Source organism: Actinomycetota bacterium, from assembly GCA_030650795.1.
GTDB lineage: Bacteria > Actinomycetota > Actinomycetes > S36-B12 > S36-B12 > UBA11398.
In genome coordinates, this window is sequence record JAUSDJ010000023.1 from 94,309 (window position 1) to 113,181 (window position 18,873).

The 18,873-nt window shown below is 59.6% G+C and carries 19 protein-coding genes; 8 read left to right on the forward strand and 11 right to left on the reverse strand.

All coding sequences use genetic code 11. The features are described from left to right. The first annotated feature begins 6 nt into the window (after nt 1–6). Nucleotides 7–2,160: a prolyl oligopeptidase family serine peptidase gene (locus Q7L55_06985; GenBank protein MDO8732300.1), complete on the forward strand. Its 2,154-nt coding sequence runs from the start codon at nt 7–9 to the stop codon at nt 2,158–2,160. After that, on the forward strand, nt 2,147–2,671 hold the full coding sequence (locus Q7L55_06990; protein MDO8732301.1) for a hypothetical protein: 525 nt from the start codon (nt 2,147–2,149) through the stop codon (nt 2,669–2,671). The genes Q7L55_06985 and Q7L55_06990 overlap by 14 nt, the downstream gene beginning before the upstream one ends. Here the strand turns inward: Q7L55_06990 and typA are convergent. From typA to Q7L55_07005, 3 genes are all read right to left on the reverse strand, one after another. Then, a complete protein-coding gene (gene typA, locus Q7L55_06995) occupies nt 2,668–4,527 on the reverse strand; it encodes a translational GTPase TypA (protein ID MDO8732302.1) in 1,860 nt (619 codons plus the stop codon). The two genes, Q7L55_06990 and typA, sit on opposite strands and share 4 nt — an antisense overlap. A gap of 64 nt (nt 4,528–4,591) precedes the next feature. After that, the gene (locus Q7L55_07000) at nt 4,592–5,119 is read right to left on the reverse strand and encodes a DUF1801 domain-containing protein (GenBank protein MDO8732303.1); all 528 of its coding nucleotides are present in this window, start codon (nt 5,117–5,119) and stop codon (nt 4,592–4,594) included. 2 nt (nt 5,120–5,121) lie between these two features. Further along, a complete protein-coding gene (locus Q7L55_07005) occupies nt 5,122–5,334 on the reverse strand; it encodes a DUF4287 domain-containing protein (GenBank protein MDO8732304.1) in 213 nt (70 codons plus the stop codon). Nucleotides 5,335–5,348: 14 nt separating this feature from the next. On the opposite strand from Q7L55_07005, the gene Q7L55_07010 reads away from it, so the two are divergent. Further along, nucleotides 5,349–5,621: a hypothetical protein gene (locus Q7L55_07010; protein ID MDO8732305.1), complete on the forward strand. Its 273-nt coding sequence runs from the start codon at nt 5,349–5,351 to the stop codon at nt 5,619–5,621. Here the strand turns inward: Q7L55_07010 and Q7L55_07015 are convergent. Together Q7L55_07015 and ychF are read right to left on the reverse strand one after the other, a co-directional pair. Continuing rightward, nucleotides 5,587–5,952: a cupin domain-containing protein gene (locus Q7L55_07015; GenBank protein MDO8732306.1), complete on the reverse strand. Its 366-nt coding sequence runs from the start codon at nt 5,950–5,952 to the stop codon at nt 5,587–5,589. The genes Q7L55_07010 and Q7L55_07015 overlap by 35 nt on opposite strands. A gap of 36 nt (nt 5,953–5,988) precedes the next feature. Further along, nucleotides 5,989–7,062 carry a redox-regulated ATPase YchF gene (gene ychF / locus Q7L55_07020; GenBank protein ID MDO8732307.1) on the reverse strand — a complete coding sequence of 358 codons (1,074 nt, stop codon included), beginning with the start codon at nt 7,060–7,062 and terminating at the stop codon, nt 5,989–5,991. 123 nt (nt 7,063–7,185) lie between these two features. Here ychF and Q7L55_07025 point away from each other — a divergent pair, with 123 nt between their 5' ends. Next, nucleotides 7,186–7,935 (forward strand): hypothetical protein, encoded by a 750-nt coding sequence (locus Q7L55_07025; GenBank protein ID MDO8732308.1) that lies wholly within the window; start codon nt 7,186–7,188, stop codon nt 7,933–7,935. Here the strand turns inward: Q7L55_07025 and Q7L55_07030 are convergent. After that, nucleotides 7,926–8,885 carry a 4-hydroxy-3-methylbut-2-enyl diphosphate reductase gene (locus Q7L55_07030; GenBank protein ID MDO8732309.1) on the reverse strand — a complete coding sequence of 320 codons (960 nt, stop codon included), beginning with the start codon at nt 8,883–8,885 and terminating at the stop codon, nt 7,926–7,928. The genes Q7L55_07025 and Q7L55_07030 overlap by 10 nt on opposite strands. Before the next feature lie 50 nt (nt 8,886–8,935). On the opposite strand from Q7L55_07030, the gene xseA reads away from it, so the two are divergent. Next, nucleotides 8,936–10,093: an exodeoxyribonuclease VII large subunit gene (gene xseA / locus Q7L55_07035; GenBank protein ID MDO8732310.1), complete on the forward strand. Its 1,158-nt coding sequence runs from the start codon at nt 8,936–8,938 to the stop codon at nt 10,091–10,093. Next, nucleotides 10,090–10,302 (forward strand): exodeoxyribonuclease VII small subunit, encoded by a 213-nt coding sequence (locus Q7L55_07040; protein MDO8732311.1) that lies wholly within the window; start codon nt 10,090–10,092, stop codon nt 10,300–10,302. The genes xseA and Q7L55_07040 overlap by 4 nt, the downstream gene beginning before the upstream one ends. On the opposite strand, the gene Q7L55_07045 is transcribed toward Q7L55_07040, so the two are convergent. Beyond that, the gene (locus tag Q7L55_07045; GenBank protein MDO8732312.1) at nt 10,280–10,831 is read right to left on the reverse strand and encodes a DUF4245 domain-containing protein; all 552 of its coding nucleotides are present in this window, start codon (nt 10,829–10,831) and stop codon (nt 10,280–10,282) included. The two genes, Q7L55_07040 and Q7L55_07045, sit on opposite strands and share 23 nt — an antisense overlap. 79 nt (nt 10,832–10,910) lie before the next feature. Between Q7L55_07045 and glpX the strand changes: the two genes are divergently transcribed. Then, nucleotides 10,911–11,942 (forward strand): class II fructose-bisphosphatase, encoded by a 1,032-nt coding sequence (gene glpX / locus Q7L55_07050; GenBank protein ID MDO8732313.1) that lies wholly within the window; start codon nt 10,911–10,913, stop codon nt 11,940–11,942. Nucleotides 11,943–12,005: 63 nt separating this feature from the next. Then, nucleotides 12,006–13,670: a fumarate hydratase gene (locus tag Q7L55_07055; protein MDO8732314.1), complete on the forward strand. Its 1,665-nt coding sequence runs from the start codon at nt 12,006–12,008 to the stop codon at nt 13,668–13,670. A 60-nt stretch (nt 13,671–13,730) separates the two neighbouring features. Here the strand turns inward: Q7L55_07055 and Q7L55_07060 are convergent, their stop codons facing one another. From Q7L55_07060 to Q7L55_07075, 4 genes are all read right to left on the reverse strand, one after another. After that, on the reverse strand, nt 13,731–14,363 hold the full coding sequence (locus tag Q7L55_07060; protein ID MDO8732315.1) for a hypothetical protein: 633 nt from the start codon (nt 14,361–14,363) through the stop codon (nt 13,731–13,733). A 208-nt stretch (nt 14,364–14,571) separates the two neighbouring features. After that, a complete protein-coding gene (locus tag Q7L55_07065) occupies nt 14,572–15,894 on the reverse strand; it encodes a PhoH family protein (GenBank protein ID MDO8732316.1) in 1,323 nt (440 codons plus the stop codon). 145 nt (nt 15,895–16,039) lie between these two features. Continuing rightward, nucleotides 16,040–16,801 (reverse strand): isoprenyl transferase, encoded by a 762-nt coding sequence (locus Q7L55_07070; GenBank protein ID MDO8732317.1) that lies wholly within the window; start codon nt 16,799–16,801, stop codon nt 16,040–16,042. Between the two features lie 9 nt (nt 16,802–16,810). Beyond that, entirely contained in the window at nt 16,811–18,829 is a 2,019-nt protein-coding gene (locus tag Q7L55_07075; GenBank protein ID MDO8732318.1) for a thioredoxin domain-containing protein, read from the reverse strand. Between the last annotated feature and the right edge of the window lie 44 nt (nt 18,830–18,873).

An 18,873-nucleotide genomic window follows, 5' to 3' on the forward strand; every position in this document is an offset into this window, starting at 1 on the left:
GGCAGCATGACGCTTGTGACGAACAACGCTGCCGCCCGGCAAGCCCATAGCGAAATCGAGTCCTATCCGCGCCAACGAGCACGGACTCGCGGCTTTCAACTGGGACGACCGCGAAATTTCCACATCACTCAATCTCGAGTGCTGTTCATCCGAAGCTCATCCGGCTCGGATTCGGCAGGCTCTTTGTGGAGTGTCGAATTCGGCACAGAATCGACCGAACGATGCATTGTCGATGTTCGCTCTGATCTGCCCTTTGACAGCGAAGCCGATCTACCCGAAGCCGAGCGAGCCCGACGAGAGCGGATGCGTGAAGTCACCGGCGGCATCACTGCATTCAGCGTCAATGCTGCCGGCTCCCATGCAGTCTTCCCGGTTTCAGGCGTGCCGTATCTCGTTGATCTGAACACCGGAGACCTCACCACCTTGCCTTCGCCCGGACCTGTGGTGGATCCACGCATTGACAGTGCGGGCACCTACGTTGCCTTTGTCCACGAGGGTTCCCTGTATGTCGTTGATCTTGCGAAGTTAGAAGACGGCGCCACGTGCGTGGCAGCTTCAACTTCTCCCAGCGAAAGTTGGGGCCTTGCCGACTACATCGCCGCCGAAGAACTCTCGCGGTACCAGGGACACTGGTGGCTGAGCGAGCAGCCGGGCACTTTGCTAACGGAGCGCGCTGACGACGCCGCAGTGCTCGAGTGGTGGATCTCGGATCCGGCGCATCCCACGAACGCTCCACATGCCATGCGTTATCCAGCTGCCGGGACGACGAACGCGACCATCGAGTTGTGGTGCATCAATCCTTCGGGCGAATCATTGCAACTGACATGGGACTTCGAGGCCTATCCGTATCTCGCATCGGTGAATCCAGGAAGCAACGGCACCATCGTCGAACTACTCACCCGCGATCAGCGCACCGTCAGCATCTGTCGAGTCGACCTCCTCTCCCATGAATTGGTTGAGATTCAATCAAGAACTGATCACGCATGGATTGACGTGATGCCAGGCGTGCCGTGCATCACTGATGCGAATGAACTTCTGGAGATCCTCGCTGATGAGGAGACCGACACCTACCGACTTTGCAAGGCTGGCAAACTGCTGACCCCAGCAGGATTGCAGTTGCGCGGACTTGTTTCGCACAACGCAGAGGCTGCGATCTTCAGCGCTTCAAGCACAGCCACGTCCCTTGCCTTGTACCGAATCACCTACGCAACTGGCGCGGTAGAAGCATTGACGGATGAGACAGGCTGGTCCGGCGGATCTTTCGAGGACACAACATCAATCGTCTCTGCAGCCCATGCCTTCCAGGCGCAAACGAGCTTCGTCGTGACACATGGTCACCGAACACATGAGGTCGTCAATCATGCGGAGTCGCCGAATATCGAGTTGCATCTCGAGTACGCAGTAGCAGGAGCAGATCAACTGCAGGCCTGCATCCTGTGGCCCCGTGGACATGTGCCAGGCAGTCGCAAACTCCCAGTGATCATGTCGCCGTACGGCGGCCCCCACGGCCAACGAGTGATGCGCAATGCCGCTGCATTCACCACGGAGCAATGGATAGCCGACCAGGGATTCGCCGTGATCGTTGCCGATGGCCACGGCAGCCCTGGCCGCGGACCAAGCTGGGAACGCGATGTTCTCAATGATTTAGCCACCTATCCCCTGGCTGATCAGGTCCAAGCCCTACAAGCACTCGCAACCGGCCATGCCGACTTGGACACCGATCGCGTAGGCATTCGCGGCTGGTCCTTCGGCGGCTACCTCGCAGCGCTCGCTGTCCTTGATCGGCCAGACATCTTCAAGGCAGCAGTAGCTGGCGCACCGGTCACCGACTGGACGCTCTACGACACCGCATACACCGAGAGGTACCTCGGTCATCCAGATACGAACCCGGATGCCTATAACCGAACCTCACTCTTGCTGCGCGCCAATCAATTGACTCGCCCACTATTGATGTTGCATGGACTTGCCGATGACAACGTGCACGTTGCGCACACCTTGCAACTTTCAAGCGCGCTGTTGGCGGCAGGAAAGCCCCATGCGGTGGTGCCGCTGACCGGAGTGACGCATATGACGCCGCAGGAGATCGTGGCAGAGAATTTGTTGCGCTTGGAGATCGATTTCTTCAGCGAGCATCTGGGGGTGCCGAATGACGACAACTGAACTGTGGGGCCCGGAGCTCTACGGCGACCCGTGCCTCGAATGTGGCTTCGACTGGTCGATCTCATCTGAAGAGGCAATGAGTCTTGTCGCAGAGTTGCCGAGCCGATTCAGCGAGGTTCTCGAAGGATTCGACGGAATACAGCGCCATCCTGAATTGGGCTGGTCAGCTGTGGGCTACGTCTGCCATGTCACGGACAATCTGAGGATCTGGGCCGAGCGAATCGCAGGAGCCCGCCTGTCGGGAGTCCTCGAGGTGGCGGGATATGACCAAGACTTGCTTGCGCAAGCACGCCACTATGACGAAGTTGCGCTGAGCGGGGCACTGTGGTCACTCTCTAGCGCAGCCGAGCTTTGGCTTGAGTCTGTGCGAGCAGGCCTTGCCAGTCATGTTGTCCTTAATCACGCCACGCGTGGACGCATGACAATTGCAGATGTGGCCAAAGCCAATGCACACGATGGAAGTCACCACGTCTGGGACGTCCGGCGCATCGTGGACTACTCGCGCTACTAGAGCTTGGTCTTCCGACCAGCCTTTGAGCGATCAGCCTGAGTCAGCAGCACCTTGCGGATGCGCACGTTTGCAGGCGTGATCTCGACACACTCATCTTCACGGCAGAACTCCAGCGCCTGCTCGAGTGAAAGTGCCTTGTGCGGAATGAGCGGAACAAGGACATCGCTTGAGGACTGACGCATATTGGTCAGCTTCTTCTCCTTGGTCGGATTCACATCCATGTCCTCAGAGCGCGAGTTCTCGCCAACGACCATGCCTTCGTAGACCTCGGTGCCCGGGCCAACGAACAGCGTGCCACGCTCCTGCAAGTTGGCAAGCGCGAAGCCGGTGGTGGGACCGCTGCGGTCAGCAACGAGTGAGCCGGTCGGTCGCGTACGCAACTCACCGTGCCATGGCTCGTAGCGATCAAAGATGTGGTGCAGCAGGCCGGTTCCACGAGTTTCCGTGAGGAACTCGGTGCGGAAACCGATGAGCCCACGCGCCGGAACGATGTAATCCATCCGCACCCAGCCGGTGCCATGGTTGACCATCTGTTCCATCCGACCCTTGCGAAGTGCCATCAGCTGCGTGACAACACCGAGGTAATCCTCAGGAATGTCGATGCTGAGTTTCTCCATCGGCTCGTTGATCTTGCCGTCGATGATCCTGGTGACAACCTGCGGCTTGCCGACGGTCAGTTCGAAATCTTCGCGACGCATCATTTCCACGAGGATCGCCAACTGCAGTTCGCCTCGACCCTGGATCTCCCAGGTGTCGGGCCGCTCTGTTGTCTCCATGCGGATTGAGACGTTGCCGACGAGCTCCTGCTCGAGACGCTGCCTGACCATGCTGGCGGTGAGCTTCTTGCCGCTCCTGCCTGAAAGCGGAGCAGTGTTGATGCCGATCGTCATTGAGATCGAAGGCTCGTCAACAGTGATGACAGGAAGGGCCACGGGATTTTCTGGGTCGGCCAAGGTCTCCCCAATGGTGATCTCGGGGATGCCCGCCACCGCGATGATGTCGCCTGGTCCAGCGCTGTCGACCGGAACGCGAGTGAGGTTCTTGGTCATCAGCAGTTCAACGACCTTGGCGCGCTCAGTGGTGCCATCGGTTTTCATCCAAGCGACCTGCTGGCCCTTCTTGATGTAACCCTGATGGACGCGGCACAAGGCCAAGCGGCCGAGGTATGGGGAGGCATCGAGGTTGGTCACGTGCGCCTGCAGCGGCTTCTCAGGGTCGTACTGCGGAGCGGGAACTGTCGCCAGCAATTGCTTGAACAAAGGCTCCAGGTTCTCTTCCACGGGCATGCCGCCATCTTCTGTGCGGGTCAGTGATGCACGACCGGCCTTGGCGCTGGTGTAGATGATGGGAAAGTCAATTTGCTCTTCAGTGGCATCCAGATCAAGGAACAGCTCGTATGTCTCGTCGACAACGTCAGCAATACGCGAGTCAGGGCGGTCGACCTTGTTGATGACAAGGACGACTGGCAGCCGCTTCTCAAGGGCCTTGCGCAGCACGAATCGGGTCTGAGGCAGAGGACCCTCGGATGCGTCAACGAGCAACACAACCCCGTCGACCATTTCGAGCCCGCGTTCGACCTCGCCACCGAAATCCGCGTGGCCTGGGGTATCGATGATGTTGAAGGTGACGCCTCCCTCAGGAGCTCCGTCGCCGGTGTAGTGCACCGAGGTGTTCTTCGCAAGGATCGTGATGCCCTTTTCGCGCTCAAGGTCCATGGAATCCATGACTCGGTCGTTGACATCCTGGTTCTCACGGAAGGCACCGGACTGCCACAACATGGCGTCCACGAGGGTGGTTTTGCCGTGGTCCACGTGGGCGATGATGGCGACGTTACGAAGATCTTCTCTGCTCTGCACCCCGAGACCTTACGGGTTTGCAGCGCTGAGCGACGAATCCGCGAGTTGGCCCCTCATTGATGAGCTACTTGGCCTGCTTGAGCTCTGATAGGACTTTCATTGCATTTGGACCAATGCCGTGAAGCTCTGCGATGGCTGCTAGATCGACCTTGCGCAGCTCCTTCAAGCCGGCGATCCCGGCGCCAGCCAGCGCCCGCCGAGCAGGAGCGCTGAGCCCGTGCTCCACCCAAATATCCGGTGCCTGCTTGAACGTCGTCGCGAGTTTCACCTGTATCAACTGCTTCACGAGTCGCTTCGGAATCGGCTTGTTCAACGCAAAGTGCAGGGCTCCGCGCGTTCCCTCGAACTCTTGGGCCGCAGCCCCCACTTGCTCAATAACAGACCCACTGTGCGGGTAGTAGGAGACGAAATTTCTATATCCCGCCATCCCGGCAATGACCTTGCCTTTGATGCGGAAGGCCGGGATTGCGTACGAGATCCCTTGCTCTGCATCGGGCAGGTTCTGCAGGATCACTGCCCGCAGCCTCTCAAGCGCGAGTCTTTGCGGCTGTTCAAAGGTGGCGATGTAACGATCGACTTCGGCAGTGGACATCGCTACTCGTTGTCTTGTCGATACACAGCAACCAAGGCATTGGCGTGCCCATGTCCAATGCCGAATTCAGTCTTCAACCAGCTGACTTGTTCCATGTGCTTTTGGCCTTTGACACTGTCCAACTGCGTCATCCAATAGGTAATGGGCTTGCCGTACTTCTTCTCGATAGATGGGAAGTAGGACTTCGGGCCCTGCACTTGTTCAGCCACGGCAATATTCAAGCCGATTCGTGCCGCTCGGCGATAGCCTGCTTCGCATCATGGCCGGATATTCAGGTACTCCACTTGCGAAGAAGCTCGGTATCAAGGATGACTTCATAGTGGCAGCCCTTCACGCACCAAAGGATTTCGCATCACTGCTCGAGCAAGAGACTTCCAAACTTCGCGAAGCCGTGTTCCCTGATCGATCTTTGTGGCTTGCGTGGCCGAAGAAGGCGAGCAAACTCCCAACTGACATCACGGAAGACGTCATCCGAGAGGATGCCAACCCTGCTCTTGCGTGACAACGTCGACCGAGATCTCCACCGCTGGAACCGTCCCGCGGTTCTCCAGCCAGTGGACAGTGTTCTGGTCTTCGGGCCAGCCCACGCCCGGCCCGTAGTCCGTGGCAATCCCGTCTCGATGGTCGGTGATCGTTCCCTGGAGTACATATACGGTTCCCGGTCTGCCCTTATGGTCGTGTAGCGGGCCGAATACGCCCCCGGCCTCGATAGTCACCATGCGCATCCGAAGCTGGAGCCCTGCCATGCCCTCGATCGCGGAGCCGAGATCAACCGTGGCAAGAAGCTCGGACGTGACACCTCTGGTATCCGGCACTATTTGTTCGCCGCTCATCGTGCCGCCCTCACTGTCAGTCCAGCCTGCTGCCACTCACACGTTAAACCTGAACTCCACGACATCGCCATCAACCATGACGTAGTCCTTGCCTTCAATCCGAAGCTTGCCCTTGGCCTTGGCCTCAGCTATCGAGCCGGTGTCGACGAGGTCGTTGAATGACACGACCTCGGCCTTGATGAAGCCCTTTTGAAAGTCAGTGTGAATCACGCCAGCTGCTTCAGGCGCTGTTGCCCCCTTCGAGATGGTCCAGGCGCGCGATTCCTTTGGCCCAGCAGTCAGATAGGTCTGCAGACCAAGCGCAGCAAAGCCAACACGCGCAAGAGCGTGCAGTCCGGATTCTTCTTGCCCAACCGAGTTGAGCAATTCCATCGCCTCGTCGTCTTCGAGTTCGACAAGCTCTGCCTCCAACTTTGCATCAAGGAACACCGCTTCTGCCGGTGCGACAAGGCGGCGCATGCGCTCCTTGAATTCATCGTCGCTCAGTTCGTCCTCGTCCACATTGATGACGTAGACGAATGGCTTCGCTGTCATCAGGAACAACTCGCGCAGCGGCTCAACATCAACCTCCGACTGGAACAGCGTGCTGCCCTCGTCCAGGATGGTCATCGCTTCCTCAGCGGCTTGCACGATTGCTCCGCGCGACTTGTCTGTTCGCGCTTCCTTCTGCAGTCGCGGAATCGCCTTCTCAAGGGTCTGCATGTCCGCCAGGATCAACTCAGTGTTGATGGTCGCCATGTCTTCTTCCGGTGAGACACGACCCTCGACGTGAACAACGTCCTCATCGATGAACGCACGCAGCACCTGGCAGATCGCATCGGATTCTCGAATGTTCGCCAGGAACTTGTTACCCAGACCGGCGCCCTCACTTGCACCCTTCACGATGCCAGCGATGTCGACGAAGGTGACAGTGGCGGGCAGGATCTTCTCGGAACCGAAAATGCCAGCGAGCACTTCCAGTCGGGGATCAGGCACGCCAACGACACCAGTGTTGGGCTCGATAGTGGCGAACGGGTAGTTCGCCGCGAGCACGTCGTTCTTGGTCAGGGCATTAAAGAGAGTTGACTTGCCGACATTGGGCAGTCCGACGATTCCGATGGTGAGGGGCACGGCGGGTCATCCTGTCAGACCAGTCCATTCCCAGATCGCCGTGCCATGGTTCGACCACGGCGACACCGCGGCAACGAGCGCACCTGAGCTGGATATGGCGCTCTGTTGAGTACCGTAAGAACTGTGACGGACACCCCTGGGTTCAATGATCCCGCCCAGGACGATGCCTACCGGTCCCTCTTTCGCCCTGCCAAGGCGCAAACCGAACCCACTCCAGAGCCAACGCCTATCCCCGAGCCTGAACCGCCTCGCGCTCCCGCAAGCAGCAGCGGCACCGGTCGGCTTTTCCGTAGCCGCGGAGCTGAAGTTGAACCCGACTCCCTGGTTGCCCTGAGTGCCGACGAAGCAGCCCACCTGCGCACAATGACCCTGCAGCCCGAATCCTCGGTCGCTGCGGTTGCCCAGGCCGCTCCCCCAGCACCAGTGATTGCATCCGCTGTCATCGCTTCACCGATCCAAATCCCAGAGGAGTTAGCTTCCATGGCTACCCGCCGCCGCCAGGAACCAGGCTTGGCTCCTTCTGCTGTCTACATCTTGGTTATCGGGGTCACCCTGATTGCGGGCCTCATCGACTCCAAGGTCAGCGGCGCCGGCCTTGGCTGGATCACCGGCATCGCGCTCCTCCTCGGCTCGGTCTACTGCGCATTGCGCGTTCGGCTGAGCGAAGTCAGCGTGAGCGTCATTGCTCCGCCGATTGCATTCGGCATTGCTGCAATCACTGTTGGCCAAATTGGTCAGAGTCGGGCCGGTGGCGCACTTCTCGCGTGGGTCAACAACAGCTTCTTCACCTTGGCCGACAACTGGTTCTGGGTAATCGGCACGACCTTGGTGTGCCTGGCTATCGCTGTAGCTCGCGCCCGCCGTCAGGCCTGAGCAACCTTCATATCGCGCCGCAATTCTGGTGGCAGTGAGAACACGAGCTTCTCAACCGTGGTGGTCACCTCTTCAACATCGGCGTAACCTCGCTCGGCAAGCCAATTGAGCACATCGCGCACCAGAATCTCCGGCACCGAGGCACCGCTGGTCAGCCCAACGACGGTGGCATCGGCAAACCACTCGGGCTGAAGTTCATGAGCCCCATCAACGCGATACGAGGCATTGGCCCCGGCTTCTACGGCAACTTCAACAAGACGCACAGAGTTTGAGGAGTTGCCCGAGCCAACGACGATGACCACATCGCACTCTGGCGAGATGGCCTTCACCGCCGCCTGGCGATTTTGGGTCGCGTAGCAAATGTCGTCACTTGGCGGACTCACCAAGCCAGGGAAACGTGCTTGGAGTACTCCAACGGTTTCCAATGTTTCGTCCACCGAGAGAGTCGTCTGCGACAACCAGATCAACTTGTCTGGCTTGGAGACCTCGACACTGGCAGCAGCCACAGGGTCCTGGATCAAGGTGATGACATCAGGAGCCTCACCTGTGGTGCCAACGACCTCTTCATGGCCTTCGTGGCCGATCAGCAGGATCTCGTAGCCCTCGGCGGCAAAGCGGCGAGCCTCAGCATGCACTTTGGTGACCAACGGGCAGGTGGCGTCAATTGCTTTGAGTCCACGTTCGGCAGCATCCACGTGCACAGTCGGAGAAACACCATGAGCGGAGAAGACAACGGTGCCGCCCGTTGGGACCTCATCGAGCTCTTCGACGAAGATCGCCCCCCGATCGCGGAGTGACTGCACGACGTACTGGTTGTGCACAATTTCTTTGCGAACGTAGACAGGAGGCCCGTACGTCTCGAGCGCATTCTCAACCGTGGTCACTGCTCGATCGACGCCTGCGCAGTAACCTCTCGGCGCAGCCAGCAGGACCCGCTTTTTGCTCGACATGTCCATAATCGTAAGTGCCCAGCGCGCTAAGCAGCACATACGCTGCGCCTGTGGCATTTGAATCCTCTGCTGAACAGCCAGCACCGGTCCGGACGGTCTCCCGGATGGTTGGCGAGTGGATCGGCCGTTTAGGCGGGGTATGGATGGACGGGCAGATTGCCGAACTTCGCCCGCGCCCCGGGGCCCGGAACGTCTACCTCGTCCTGCGCGACCCTGATGTCGACATGTCATTGACGGTTGTCGCCGACTCTGCGCTCATCGGCAGCGTGCACCCGCCTTTGGAGCAGGGTCAACGGATCTTGGTGCACGCAAAGCCTGAATATTGGACCGGCCGCGGGAGCCTGCAGTTCCGCGCCAAGGAAATCCGACCCGTCGGCTTGGGCACTCTTCTGGAACAGCTTGAGCGACTTCGCACATTGCTCGCGGCCGAAGGCGTGTTCTCACCCGAACGCAAGAGGCCACTGCCATTCCTACCCCGACGCATAGGCCTTGTTTGTGGACGCAACAGCGCGGCCATGCACGACGTGCTCGTGAACGTCGAAGATCGGTGGCCCGGAATCCCCTTCGAAGTACGCGAGGTTGCAGTGCAGGGGGTACAGGCCGTCGCAGCTGTCACTGAAGCCGTACAAGAGCTCGACTCCATCGCCGATGTCGATGTCATTGTCATTGCACGCGGTGGCGGCAGCGTTGAGGATCTCTTGCCCTTCAGCAACGAGTCGCTCGTGCGAGCAGTCGCTGCCTGCATCACACCTGTCGTGTCAGCAATTGGACATGAACAGGACGCTCCCCTGCTTGATCTTGTCGCAGACTTTCGCGCATCAACGCCAACTGACGCTGCTAAGCGCATCGTGCCCTCGTGGCAGGAGCAATTCGCGATCGTGAAGGCATATCAAGCGCGCGGCGCGTCCGTTCTGCGCACGCGCCTGGACCGCGAGGGTTCAACGACCGAAGACATGCTCCGCCGGATTCGTACGCGCGTTGCCAACCAAGTTGAGAGCGCCGGACGCGATGTCGAACATCTTGCAGCGCGCGTGCGAGCACTTTCACCAGCTGCAACCATGGATCGCGGCTACGCCATTGTCACGACGCTCAGTAGCGAAATCATTCGCGATGCCGATGCTGTTGCAGTCGGGCAGGAGCTTCGCGTTCGCGTAGCCAAAGGCAGTTTCACAGTCGAGGCACGACAAACATCAGCGGAGGAAGCATGAGCAAGCCGTCCGACGTTCCAACGCTCTCCTTTGAACAAGCCCGAGATGAACTCGCAGAGGTGGTGCAGACTCTCGAATCGGGCGGTCACACTCTGGAGGCATCACTTGCCCTATGGGAGCGCGGCGAACTGCTCGCCGCCCATTGCCAGCAGTGGCTGAATACAGCGCGTGAACAACTCGAGGGCGCTACGGAGTCTGAGCAGGAGTAGCCAGCGAGTCGGCCACACTGACGAGTTCATCGATCGGCGCCGTGCCCGTCACGGCAGTGGTCAGGCCGTTGACAGTGTGCACCAAGGCGGACTTTCCAGAACCTGTGTACGCCGTCCACTCCGTACCATCAATGAGTTTGGTGCCGGTCTTGGCAGTGCCACCCAATTGGTCGTTGATGAAGCCGAGCTCTTTGGTCGCCGATTGCTCCACTTGCACATACGCGGTCTGGGGTGTCACGTATCCCAAATGCCACACTCCTGGCTTGGTGTTCTCCCAGCGAGCACTTGTGAGGCGGTATCCCTCGAGTCCCTGCGGGACCAGCACGGGGAAGCCGGCACTTATCTTGGCCACGATCAAGGGATCGCCGATGGTCACCTCGCGAACCGGATCTGGCGACGCCCGGTGACTGATGATCAAAATCACGGCCACTACTGCGAGCACGACCACAATCGACCGGACCATGTCGCCAACGGTCTGCAGCATCCGAGCATTCGGACGCCCAGTCGGCGTTGGCGTGGTGGTAGTCACCCGCTCATGATGACCTATTCATGTGTGCGTTGATCAACGGCCCCGCGCCCTCATTAGGCTCCGTGCAGGAGGCGACGCCATGACTACGGCCAGCAGGCAAGAAGTACCAGACCGCAATCTCGCGCTCGAGCTCGTTCGGGTGACCGAGGCAGCCGCCATGGCCGCTGCCCGGTGGGTTGGACGTGGCGACAAGAACGGCGCTGACCGCGCTGCAGTCAATGCCATGCGCGCCTTGATTGGCGGCGTTTCCATGAACGGTGTCGTCGTCATTGGCGAGGGAGAGAAGGACGACGCTCCCATGCTCTTCAACGGCGAACGAGTTGGCGACGGTGAAGGTGCCGAGGCCGATGTCGCCGTTGACCCCATTGACGGAACCACTTTGGCCGCAAAGGGCATGCCGAACGCAATCTCTGTGATCGCAGTTGCCGAGCGTGGGGCGATGTATGACCCAAGCGCAGTGTTCTACATGGACAAGATGGTGGTCGGCCCGCAGGGAGTCGGCGTCATCGACATCAATGCACCCATTGCCTGGAACCTGGAACAGCTTGCACGCGCAAAGGACGAGCAGGTCGCCGATCTCACCGTCTGCATTCTTGATCGCCCCCGTCACAAGCAACTCGTCGCTGATGTTCGCGACGCGGGAGCACGCATCAAGTTCATCGTTGACGGCGATGTCGCCGGAGCAATCATGGCCGCCCGCGAAGGTACGGGGGTCGATTTGCTTGCCGGCATCGGTGGTACTCCGGAAGGCATCATCACGGCCTGCGCGATGGTCTGCATGGGCGGCGAAATTCAGGCCAAGCTCTGGCCCCGCGACGACGACGAGCGACGCAAGGCTCTGGATCACGGACATGACCTCAACCGGGTGCTGCGTACCGATGATCTCGTCACGGGCGAGAACATCTTCTTCTGCGCAACTGGCATTACCGATGGTGAACTGCTTCGCGGAGTCCGCTACCTACCTGCCGGACCTTCGACCCACTCCATCGTCATGCGTGGCAAGAGCGGCACAATCCGTGAGGTCAAGAGCGAGCACAGTCTGGCCAAGCTTGGGCAGTACTCGGCCGTTGACTTCCACAGTCCCGGAGCTGGCCAGCCAGACCCTGATTGACGGTGTCATGGGTCACTAAGGATTCCTAATGACCCAAGGCAGTCGCGCGTCTACGCTGCGAAGATGGCTGAATTTCACTATCAGGAACTGCTTCCACTGGGCGCCGACCAGACCCCGTACCGACTTGTCACGACTGAAGGTGTCAGCACGACGAGCGTCGCCGGTCGCACGATCCTGCAAGTGGAGCCATCAGCCCTGCGTCTGCTTGCCTACGAGGCCCTCCGCGATATTTCGCATTTGCTGCGCCCTGGGCATCTGGCTCAATTGGCGCGCATTCTGGATGATCCAGAGGCAAGCCCCAATGACCGCTTCGTTGCGCTGGACCTACTGAAGAACGCGAACATCTCGGCCGGCGGAGTGCTGCCCATGTGCCAAGACACCGGCACCGCGATCGTCAGTGCCAAGAAGGGTCAGCACGTCTGGACTACTGGTTCGGACGAAGAGCATCTCGCGCACGGCATCTTCGATGCCTACGAGAAACTCAACTTGCGCTACTCGCAAATGGCACCTCTCACGATGTGGGAAGAGCACAACACCGGCACCAACCTGCCCGCCCAGATCGAGCTCTATGCCAACACCCATGAAGGCCACGAGGCGCAGTACGAGTTCCTCTTCATGGCAAAGGGCGGCGGCAGCGCCAACAAGAGCTACCTCTACCAGCAGACGGCCGCGTTGCTGAACCCCACTTCGTTCCGAGCCTTCCTCGACGAGAGCCTGCGCAGCCTGGGCACCTCAGCGTGCCCGCCCTACCACCTTGCTGTAGTCGTTGGAGGGACGAGCGCTGAGTACGCGTTGAAGACCGCCAAATACGCCAGCGCCCGATACCTCGACGGACTGCCCGTTCATGGTTCCCCAGATGGTCACGGCTTCCGAGATCTGGAGATGGAGCAGGAGATCTGGAAGCAGACCCAGGAATTTGGCATCGGCGCCCAGTTCGGTGGTAAGTACTTCTGCCATGACGTTCGCGTCATTCGCCTGCCTCGCCACGGTGCTTCACTGCCGGTGGCAATTGCGGTGTCCTGTTCGGCAGACCGCCAAGCCCTGGCAAAAATCACCGCAGAGGGCGTCTTCCTCGAACAACTCGAACGCGAACCTGCGAAGTACCTTCCAGAGATCAGGGATGAGCATCTGGACACTGATGTGGTCTCGATCGATCTCAGCGCCCCAATGGATCAGATTCGCGAGCAGTTGTCGAAGCTGCCGGTGAAAACGCGCGTCTCGCTGACCGGTTCACTCGTCGTTGCTCGAGATCTCGCGCATGCGCGCATCAAGGCGATGTTGGACCGTGGCGAACCAATGCCGGAGTACTTCCGCGATCACGCCATTTACTACGCCGGCCCAGCCAAGACGCCCAAGGGCTACGCCTCTGGCTCATTTGGGCCAACGACAGCTGGCCGGATGGACAGCTATGTCGATCAGTTCCAAAAGTCCGGAGGATCGCTGGTGATGCTCGCCAAGGGCAACCGCAGTCAGGCAGTGACCAACGCCTGCCAGGCCAATGGTGGGTTCTACCTCGGATCCATCGGCGGACCAGCAGCGCGACTGGCTCAAGACAACATCACCAAAGTCGAGGTTCTGGACTTCCCTGAACTCGGGATGGAAGCCGTCTGGAAGATCGAGATTGTCGATTTCCCGGCCTTCGTGGTGGTCGATGACAAGGGCAATGACTTCTTCGCCGAGACAATGAAGCCCTTGATCAACCGGATCCCGGTGGGTGCTCCCAAGTAACCGGATCTCTTCGTCAGCGGACCATGCGTAGTTCGGCCGACCAGTTGGTCGGCAAGCGCATCAGCAGCCGGCGCCACGCCAATTGCCGCTGCCTTCACCGTTATGCCAGATGGTCCAAAAGGCGCGGTCTTGCCAGTAGCGATTCCAGGTCTGCGTGGGGGCGTTGCGTAGGGCAGGTACCAGCGCTGCTGCTTCATCACCCAAATCCTTGCGAACCTCGTTTTGCATTGTCCAGGTCACGCCAACTGCGAGCCCACGATTCATTTGGTATGCCCCACGGTACGTTCCGCCCGAGCTGACTGACTCATAGTTGCCGCCCGTCTCATGCTTGACGATGCAGCGTCGGGCGTCTTCGTCCTTGGCGTTGAACCACTTGCCCTTGTAGAGGCTGTCGAGCACTCCGTGCATATCGGTGGCCTTGGACTCACCCTTGGCATAACCCGTCTCGAGGGCTCGCTGAGCGACTTCATCGATGACAGGAGCAGGCACCGGGGCCGGCGTGCTTGGTGTTGGCGTTGCCACAACTGATGGCACTGGAACGGGAGCAGTCACTGGTGCTGGCGTGGTCACCGTTGACTTGGCGACCTCGCCGTGCAGCACAGGTGCCGGGTCTCCGGCAGCGAAAGCCGGGCTTGTCAGCGCGACGGACAGGGCAACAGCGAGCACCACAAGGTTGACCTTGCGCACACGCATCACCCCCTCCGAAGTCTGGATACCTCGGAATACGGTGCCTTGTGTTGCCCGATCTGTCACCCAGACCCGACGTGGCTCTTCTCACGTCCAAGCTGTGGATAACTCAATGCCTCATAGAAGGCCCGGCGCGTCGGATCGGCGCTGGAGCCTCAGGTGGCGGGCATCACACTCTTATCCACAAGCGGGTCCACCACCCTCAAGTACAACTCTAGAGAATTCCGTCGTCAATCAAACGAGTCGCCAAGGCCGCAATAGGACTGCGCTCGGACTTGGTCAGCGTGACGTGGGCGAACAGCGACTCGCCCTTGAGTCGCTCGACAACAGCGGCGATGCCGTCGTGGCGACCCACGCGCAGATTGTCGCGTTGAGCGACATCGTGAGTCAGGAACACCCGGCTGTTCTTGCCCAGCCGAGAAATCGCCGTGAGGATCGTGGAGCGTTCAAGATTCTGCGCTTCATCAAGGATCACGATCGTGTCCGTCAATGTGCGACCACGCACGTATGTCAGCGGCAGCACTTCAAGAATCCCGCGATCGGTGATCTCGTCGATGATGTTCTCGCTGGCAATTGCATCCAGCGCATCCTTGGTTGCAGCTGAGAAGGGCGACATCTTCTCGGCTTCAGTTCCTGGCAGGAATCCGATCTCCTGACCACCAACTACGAACACCGGGCGGAACACCACAATCCGCTTGGCCTCGCGTCGCTCCATCACCAATTCCAGCGCAGCCGCCAAAGCCATGACTGACTTGCCAGTACCGGCGGCTCCGCCAAGGGACACGACACCGATTTCAGGATCCAGTAGATGCGAGAGTGCGATGCGCTGCTCCGCCGAGCGGCCGTGAATTCCAAAGGCCTCGAGATCGCCGCGGACCTGCTCCAAACGCTTGTCGACGCTTACCCGGGCAAGGCCAGATGAAGTCGGCGAAACCAGAACAACGCCGGTATTGACGGGCAGATCATGATCGAAAAGCTCGATGCTCCCGTGCTGGTAAAGATCGTCGACATCCTCACGTGAAGCCTCTATTTCGACGAGCCCGGTGTATCCAGAATCCTGGACCTGCTCGTTGCGGTACTCCTCAGCCGGAATACCGAGGGCTCCGTGCGCCAGCAAGCGCATCGGGAGGTCCTTGGAAACGACTACTACGTCGTGACCATCACGCCGAAGGCCTTCGGCCACCGACAGGATCCGGGTGTCATTGCTGCGCTCAGCACGAATGGCGTCAGGCAGGTGAGAGGTGTCCACGTGATTGATCTCGATGCGAACAGTTCCGCCATGCGAGTTCACCACGATGCCTTTGCGTAGATCGGCGCCGGGCTCTTTGCGCAATGCCTCAAGGGCACGCAGGACAGTTCGCGCGTTATAACCAAGTACTGGGTCGTGCCGTTTGTCTTCGAGTTCCTTGATCACTACGAGTGGGAGAACGACTGCATGCTCTGCAAAGGATCGCAATGCGGCTGGATCTGAGAGCAGGACAGAAGTGTCCAGAACGTAAGTACGGGAATCGGCGTTCTCATCGGTGCGAGAAGACACGGGCACAAGGCCTCCATAACGGGCCAACACCGTGGCCCGGCGCGGTAACACGTCCGCGGGTGCGAGCGCGTGTCCTCGACGCTAGGACTGATCTGACCGGTTAAGCGGATGCCACGCCGTCAATTAGATATCGGCGAGGTTAATGTCAGGTGCCGAATCGTCGATGACGATCGCCGTAGGCCCGCAGAGCGCGCAGAAAGTCCACGTGGCGGAAGTCAGGCCAGTAGGCCTCGCAGAAGTAGAACTCCGAATGGGCGCTCTGCCACAGAAGGAATCCAGATAGCCGCTGCTCCCCCGATGTGCGGATCACGAGATCGGGATCGGGCTGGCCCTTGGTGTACAGATGCTTCGCGATGTGCTCGACATCGATGAATTGGGCAAGCTCATCAAGGGATGTTCCTTTCCCTGCGTGTTCCTGCAAGAGCGATCGAACTGCATCGACCACTTCACGCCGACCGCCGTAGCCAACGGCGATGTTCACCATTAGGCCGGGGGCATCAGAGGTGGCCTCCTCAGCCTCCTTCAGCAGGCGGGCAGTGCTATCGGGCAGCAAATCAAGCGCGCCAACCGGATGCAGGCGCCACTTGGAGTGCTCCATCAAATCGGTCACGGTCTCTTCGATGATGCCCATCAATGCTTTGAGCTCATCAGCTGGTCGGTTGAGGTTGTCCGTTGAGAGCAACCACAGGGTCACAAGTTCGACGCCGGCGTCCTCACACCATCCGAGGAACTCTTCAATCTTCTTCGCGCCAGCACGATGGCCAACTGAAGAGGAAGATCCTTGGGCCTCGGCCCATCGGCGGTTGCCGTCCAAGATCACACCGACATGCCGCGGCATCTGATCTACGTCGATCTGCGACCTGAGGTGTCGTTCATATACGCCATAGACGATGTCGGCCAACCCCACAAGGGCAGGCTACTCCTCGAAACGGGCGCCCACCTGCCTTGTCAGGACCCCTAGTTCAGTGGTCGGCAATTCGCAGGTGAATCCTCGACAGACGTAGGCCGCGGGCTTTCCATCGATCAGTGTGCGATCGCGAAGCAGTGGAGTTTGGCTTCCCTCCTCACCCAAGGCCAGCACTGCGCCCGGCGCTGTTGCTGCCAAAGCCACCTTGCGCATCTGACGGGTGCGCAGGTCTGACGGGTCGCCAATGATGGCGATCTCAATTGGACCATCCAGCAATGCCGAAACAGCGGCCATTCCCCATCCGCACGCCCTGGGGGCACGTGGCGCCAGATCGCTGACAATTGCCAGTGCTGCTTCTGCCACATCGCGGTATTCGGCAACACCAGTAATCGCCGCATATGTCACGCACGCATTTGCCACCGAGAACCAGCCGGATGGCTCCGCACCATCGGCCGGATCCCGCGGCCGGTTGACCAGCGCCGCCGCATCATCGGCAGTGTCAAAGAATCCACCATCGTCATCACGGAAATGCTGAATCGCCACATCGAGCAACATCCCGGCCAAGGTCAGCCAAGTGTCATCTCCGCTGACCTGGAACAATGCAAGGAATCCTTCGGCAACGCCGCCGTAGTCATCGAGTACCCCGTAGTTCTCTCCTGGAATGCCATCGCGCGAAGTGCGACTCAGGCGATCATCGCCATGAGCTCCCAGATGCACTGCGAGCAACAAATCAGCGGCACCGAAAGCCGCTTCGACCCACGCTGGCTCGTCGAGCAGTGCACCCGATTCGGCCAACGCCGCAATGGCCAGGCCATTCCAGGAGGCAACAACCTTGTCATCTCGACCCGGGCGAACTCGGAATTGGCGATGCAAGCGCAATTGATCACGAAGTCCCGACCAGCGTTCTGAATCCTCTGGATCCGCCAACAATTGCAATGTCGAGGAGCCGTGCTCGAAGGTGCCCGCCACGGTGGCGTGCATGAGCTGCGCAACCCAGTCCCCGTCGACTTCTCCAAGAACGCTGCTCAACTCTGCGGGAGTCCAGACGTAGAAGCGGCCTTCCTCGCCTTCGGTGTCAGCATCGAGGGCAGATGCGAATCCGCCTTCGGGAGTGGACAATTCTTCGATCATGAAGCTTGCAGTCTCATGCACGACACGTTTGGCGAAACTCGAGCCAGTCAGCCGGTACCAATGCAGGTACACCCGCAGAAGAAGTGCGTTGTCGTACAACATCTTCTCAAAGTGCGGGACAACCCAAGCTTCATCAACTGAATACCTCGCGAAGCCACCGGCAAGTTGGTCGTACATCCCGCCGCGGGCCATTGCATCAAGCGTGCGTTCGGCCATCAACAAGGCCTCGGCGTTGTCAGTTCGCACTGACTCGCGCAAGAGAAACTCCAAGACCATGGACGGCGGGAACTTCGGTGCACCACCAAATCCGCCGTAGGCAAGGTCAAAGTCTCCGCGCAAATGCGTTACCGCATCAGTAAGGACCTCGGACGCCGGGAAGGCCTGACCCGATGGCGCCATCCGTTGTTGCAGCGCAGTCACGACGCGACCCGCGACCCCCAGAACATCACCGCGACGTTGAGTCCATGCCTCGTCCAGGGCCGTCAGCACATCAACGAACCCAGGCATTCCACTGCGGGCCTGCCGCGGAAAGTAGGTTCCGGCAAAGAATGGCTGTTGGTCATGGTCAAGGAAGACAGTCATCGGCCAACCGCCGCTGCCCGTCAGAGCAAGGGTCGCCTGCATGTAGACCGCATCGACATCAGGGCGTTCTTCACGATCAACCTTGATCGCCACAAATTTCTCGTTGATGACCTTCGCGACGTCAGGGTCCTCAAAGGATTCGTGCGCCATGACATGACACCAATGGCAAGCTGAATATCCGACGGAGAGAAACACCGGCACATCGCGACGCCGGGCTTCTTCGAACGCTTCAGGTGACCACTCCTGCCAGTCGACTGGATTCTCGGAGTGCTGAAGCAGATAAGGGCTGGTCGAGTTCGCGAGTCGATTCGGCACAGCCCAATCATCCCCGAGTCATCCAGTCATTGGCAGCCGCACGC

Bases quoted from the DNA above. Each gene is read 5' to 3' on its own strand.
- Q7L55_06990 (MDO8732301.1), top strand. From the start codon at position 2,147: ATGACGACAACTGAACTGTGGGGCCCGGAGCTCTACGGCGACCCGTGC.
- Q7L55_07055 (MDO8732314.1), top strand. From the start codon at position 12,006: ATGGCTGAATTTCACTATCAGGAACTGCTTCCACTGGGCGCCGACCAG.
- Q7L55_07000 (MDO8732303.1), bottom strand. From the start codon at position 5,119: ATGTCCACTGCCGAAGTCGATCGTTACATCGCCACCTTTGAACAGCCG.
- Q7L55_06985 (MDO8732300.1), top strand. From the start codon at position 7: ATGACGCTTGTGACGAACAACGCTGCCGCCCGGCAAGCCCATAGCGAA.
- Q7L55_07060 (MDO8732315.1), bottom strand. From the start codon at position 14,363: ATGCGTGTGCGCAAGGTCAACCTTGTGGTGCTCGCTGTTGCCCTGTCC.
- Q7L55_07030 (MDO8732309.1), bottom strand. From the start codon at position 8,885: ATGTCGAGCAAAAAGCGGGTCCTGCTGGCTGCGCCGAGAGGTTACTGC.
- glpX (MDO8732313.1), top strand. From the start codon at position 10,911: ATGACTACGGCCAGCAGGCAAGAAGTACCAGACCGCAATCTCGCGCTC.
- Q7L55_07015 (MDO8732306.1), bottom strand. From the start codon at position 5,952: ATGAGCGGCGAACAAATAGTGCCGGATACCAGAGGTGTCACGTCCGAG.
- Q7L55_07040 (MDO8732311.1), top strand. From the start codon at position 10,090: ATGAGCAAGCCGTCCGACGTTCCAACGCTCTCCTTTGAACAAGCCCGA.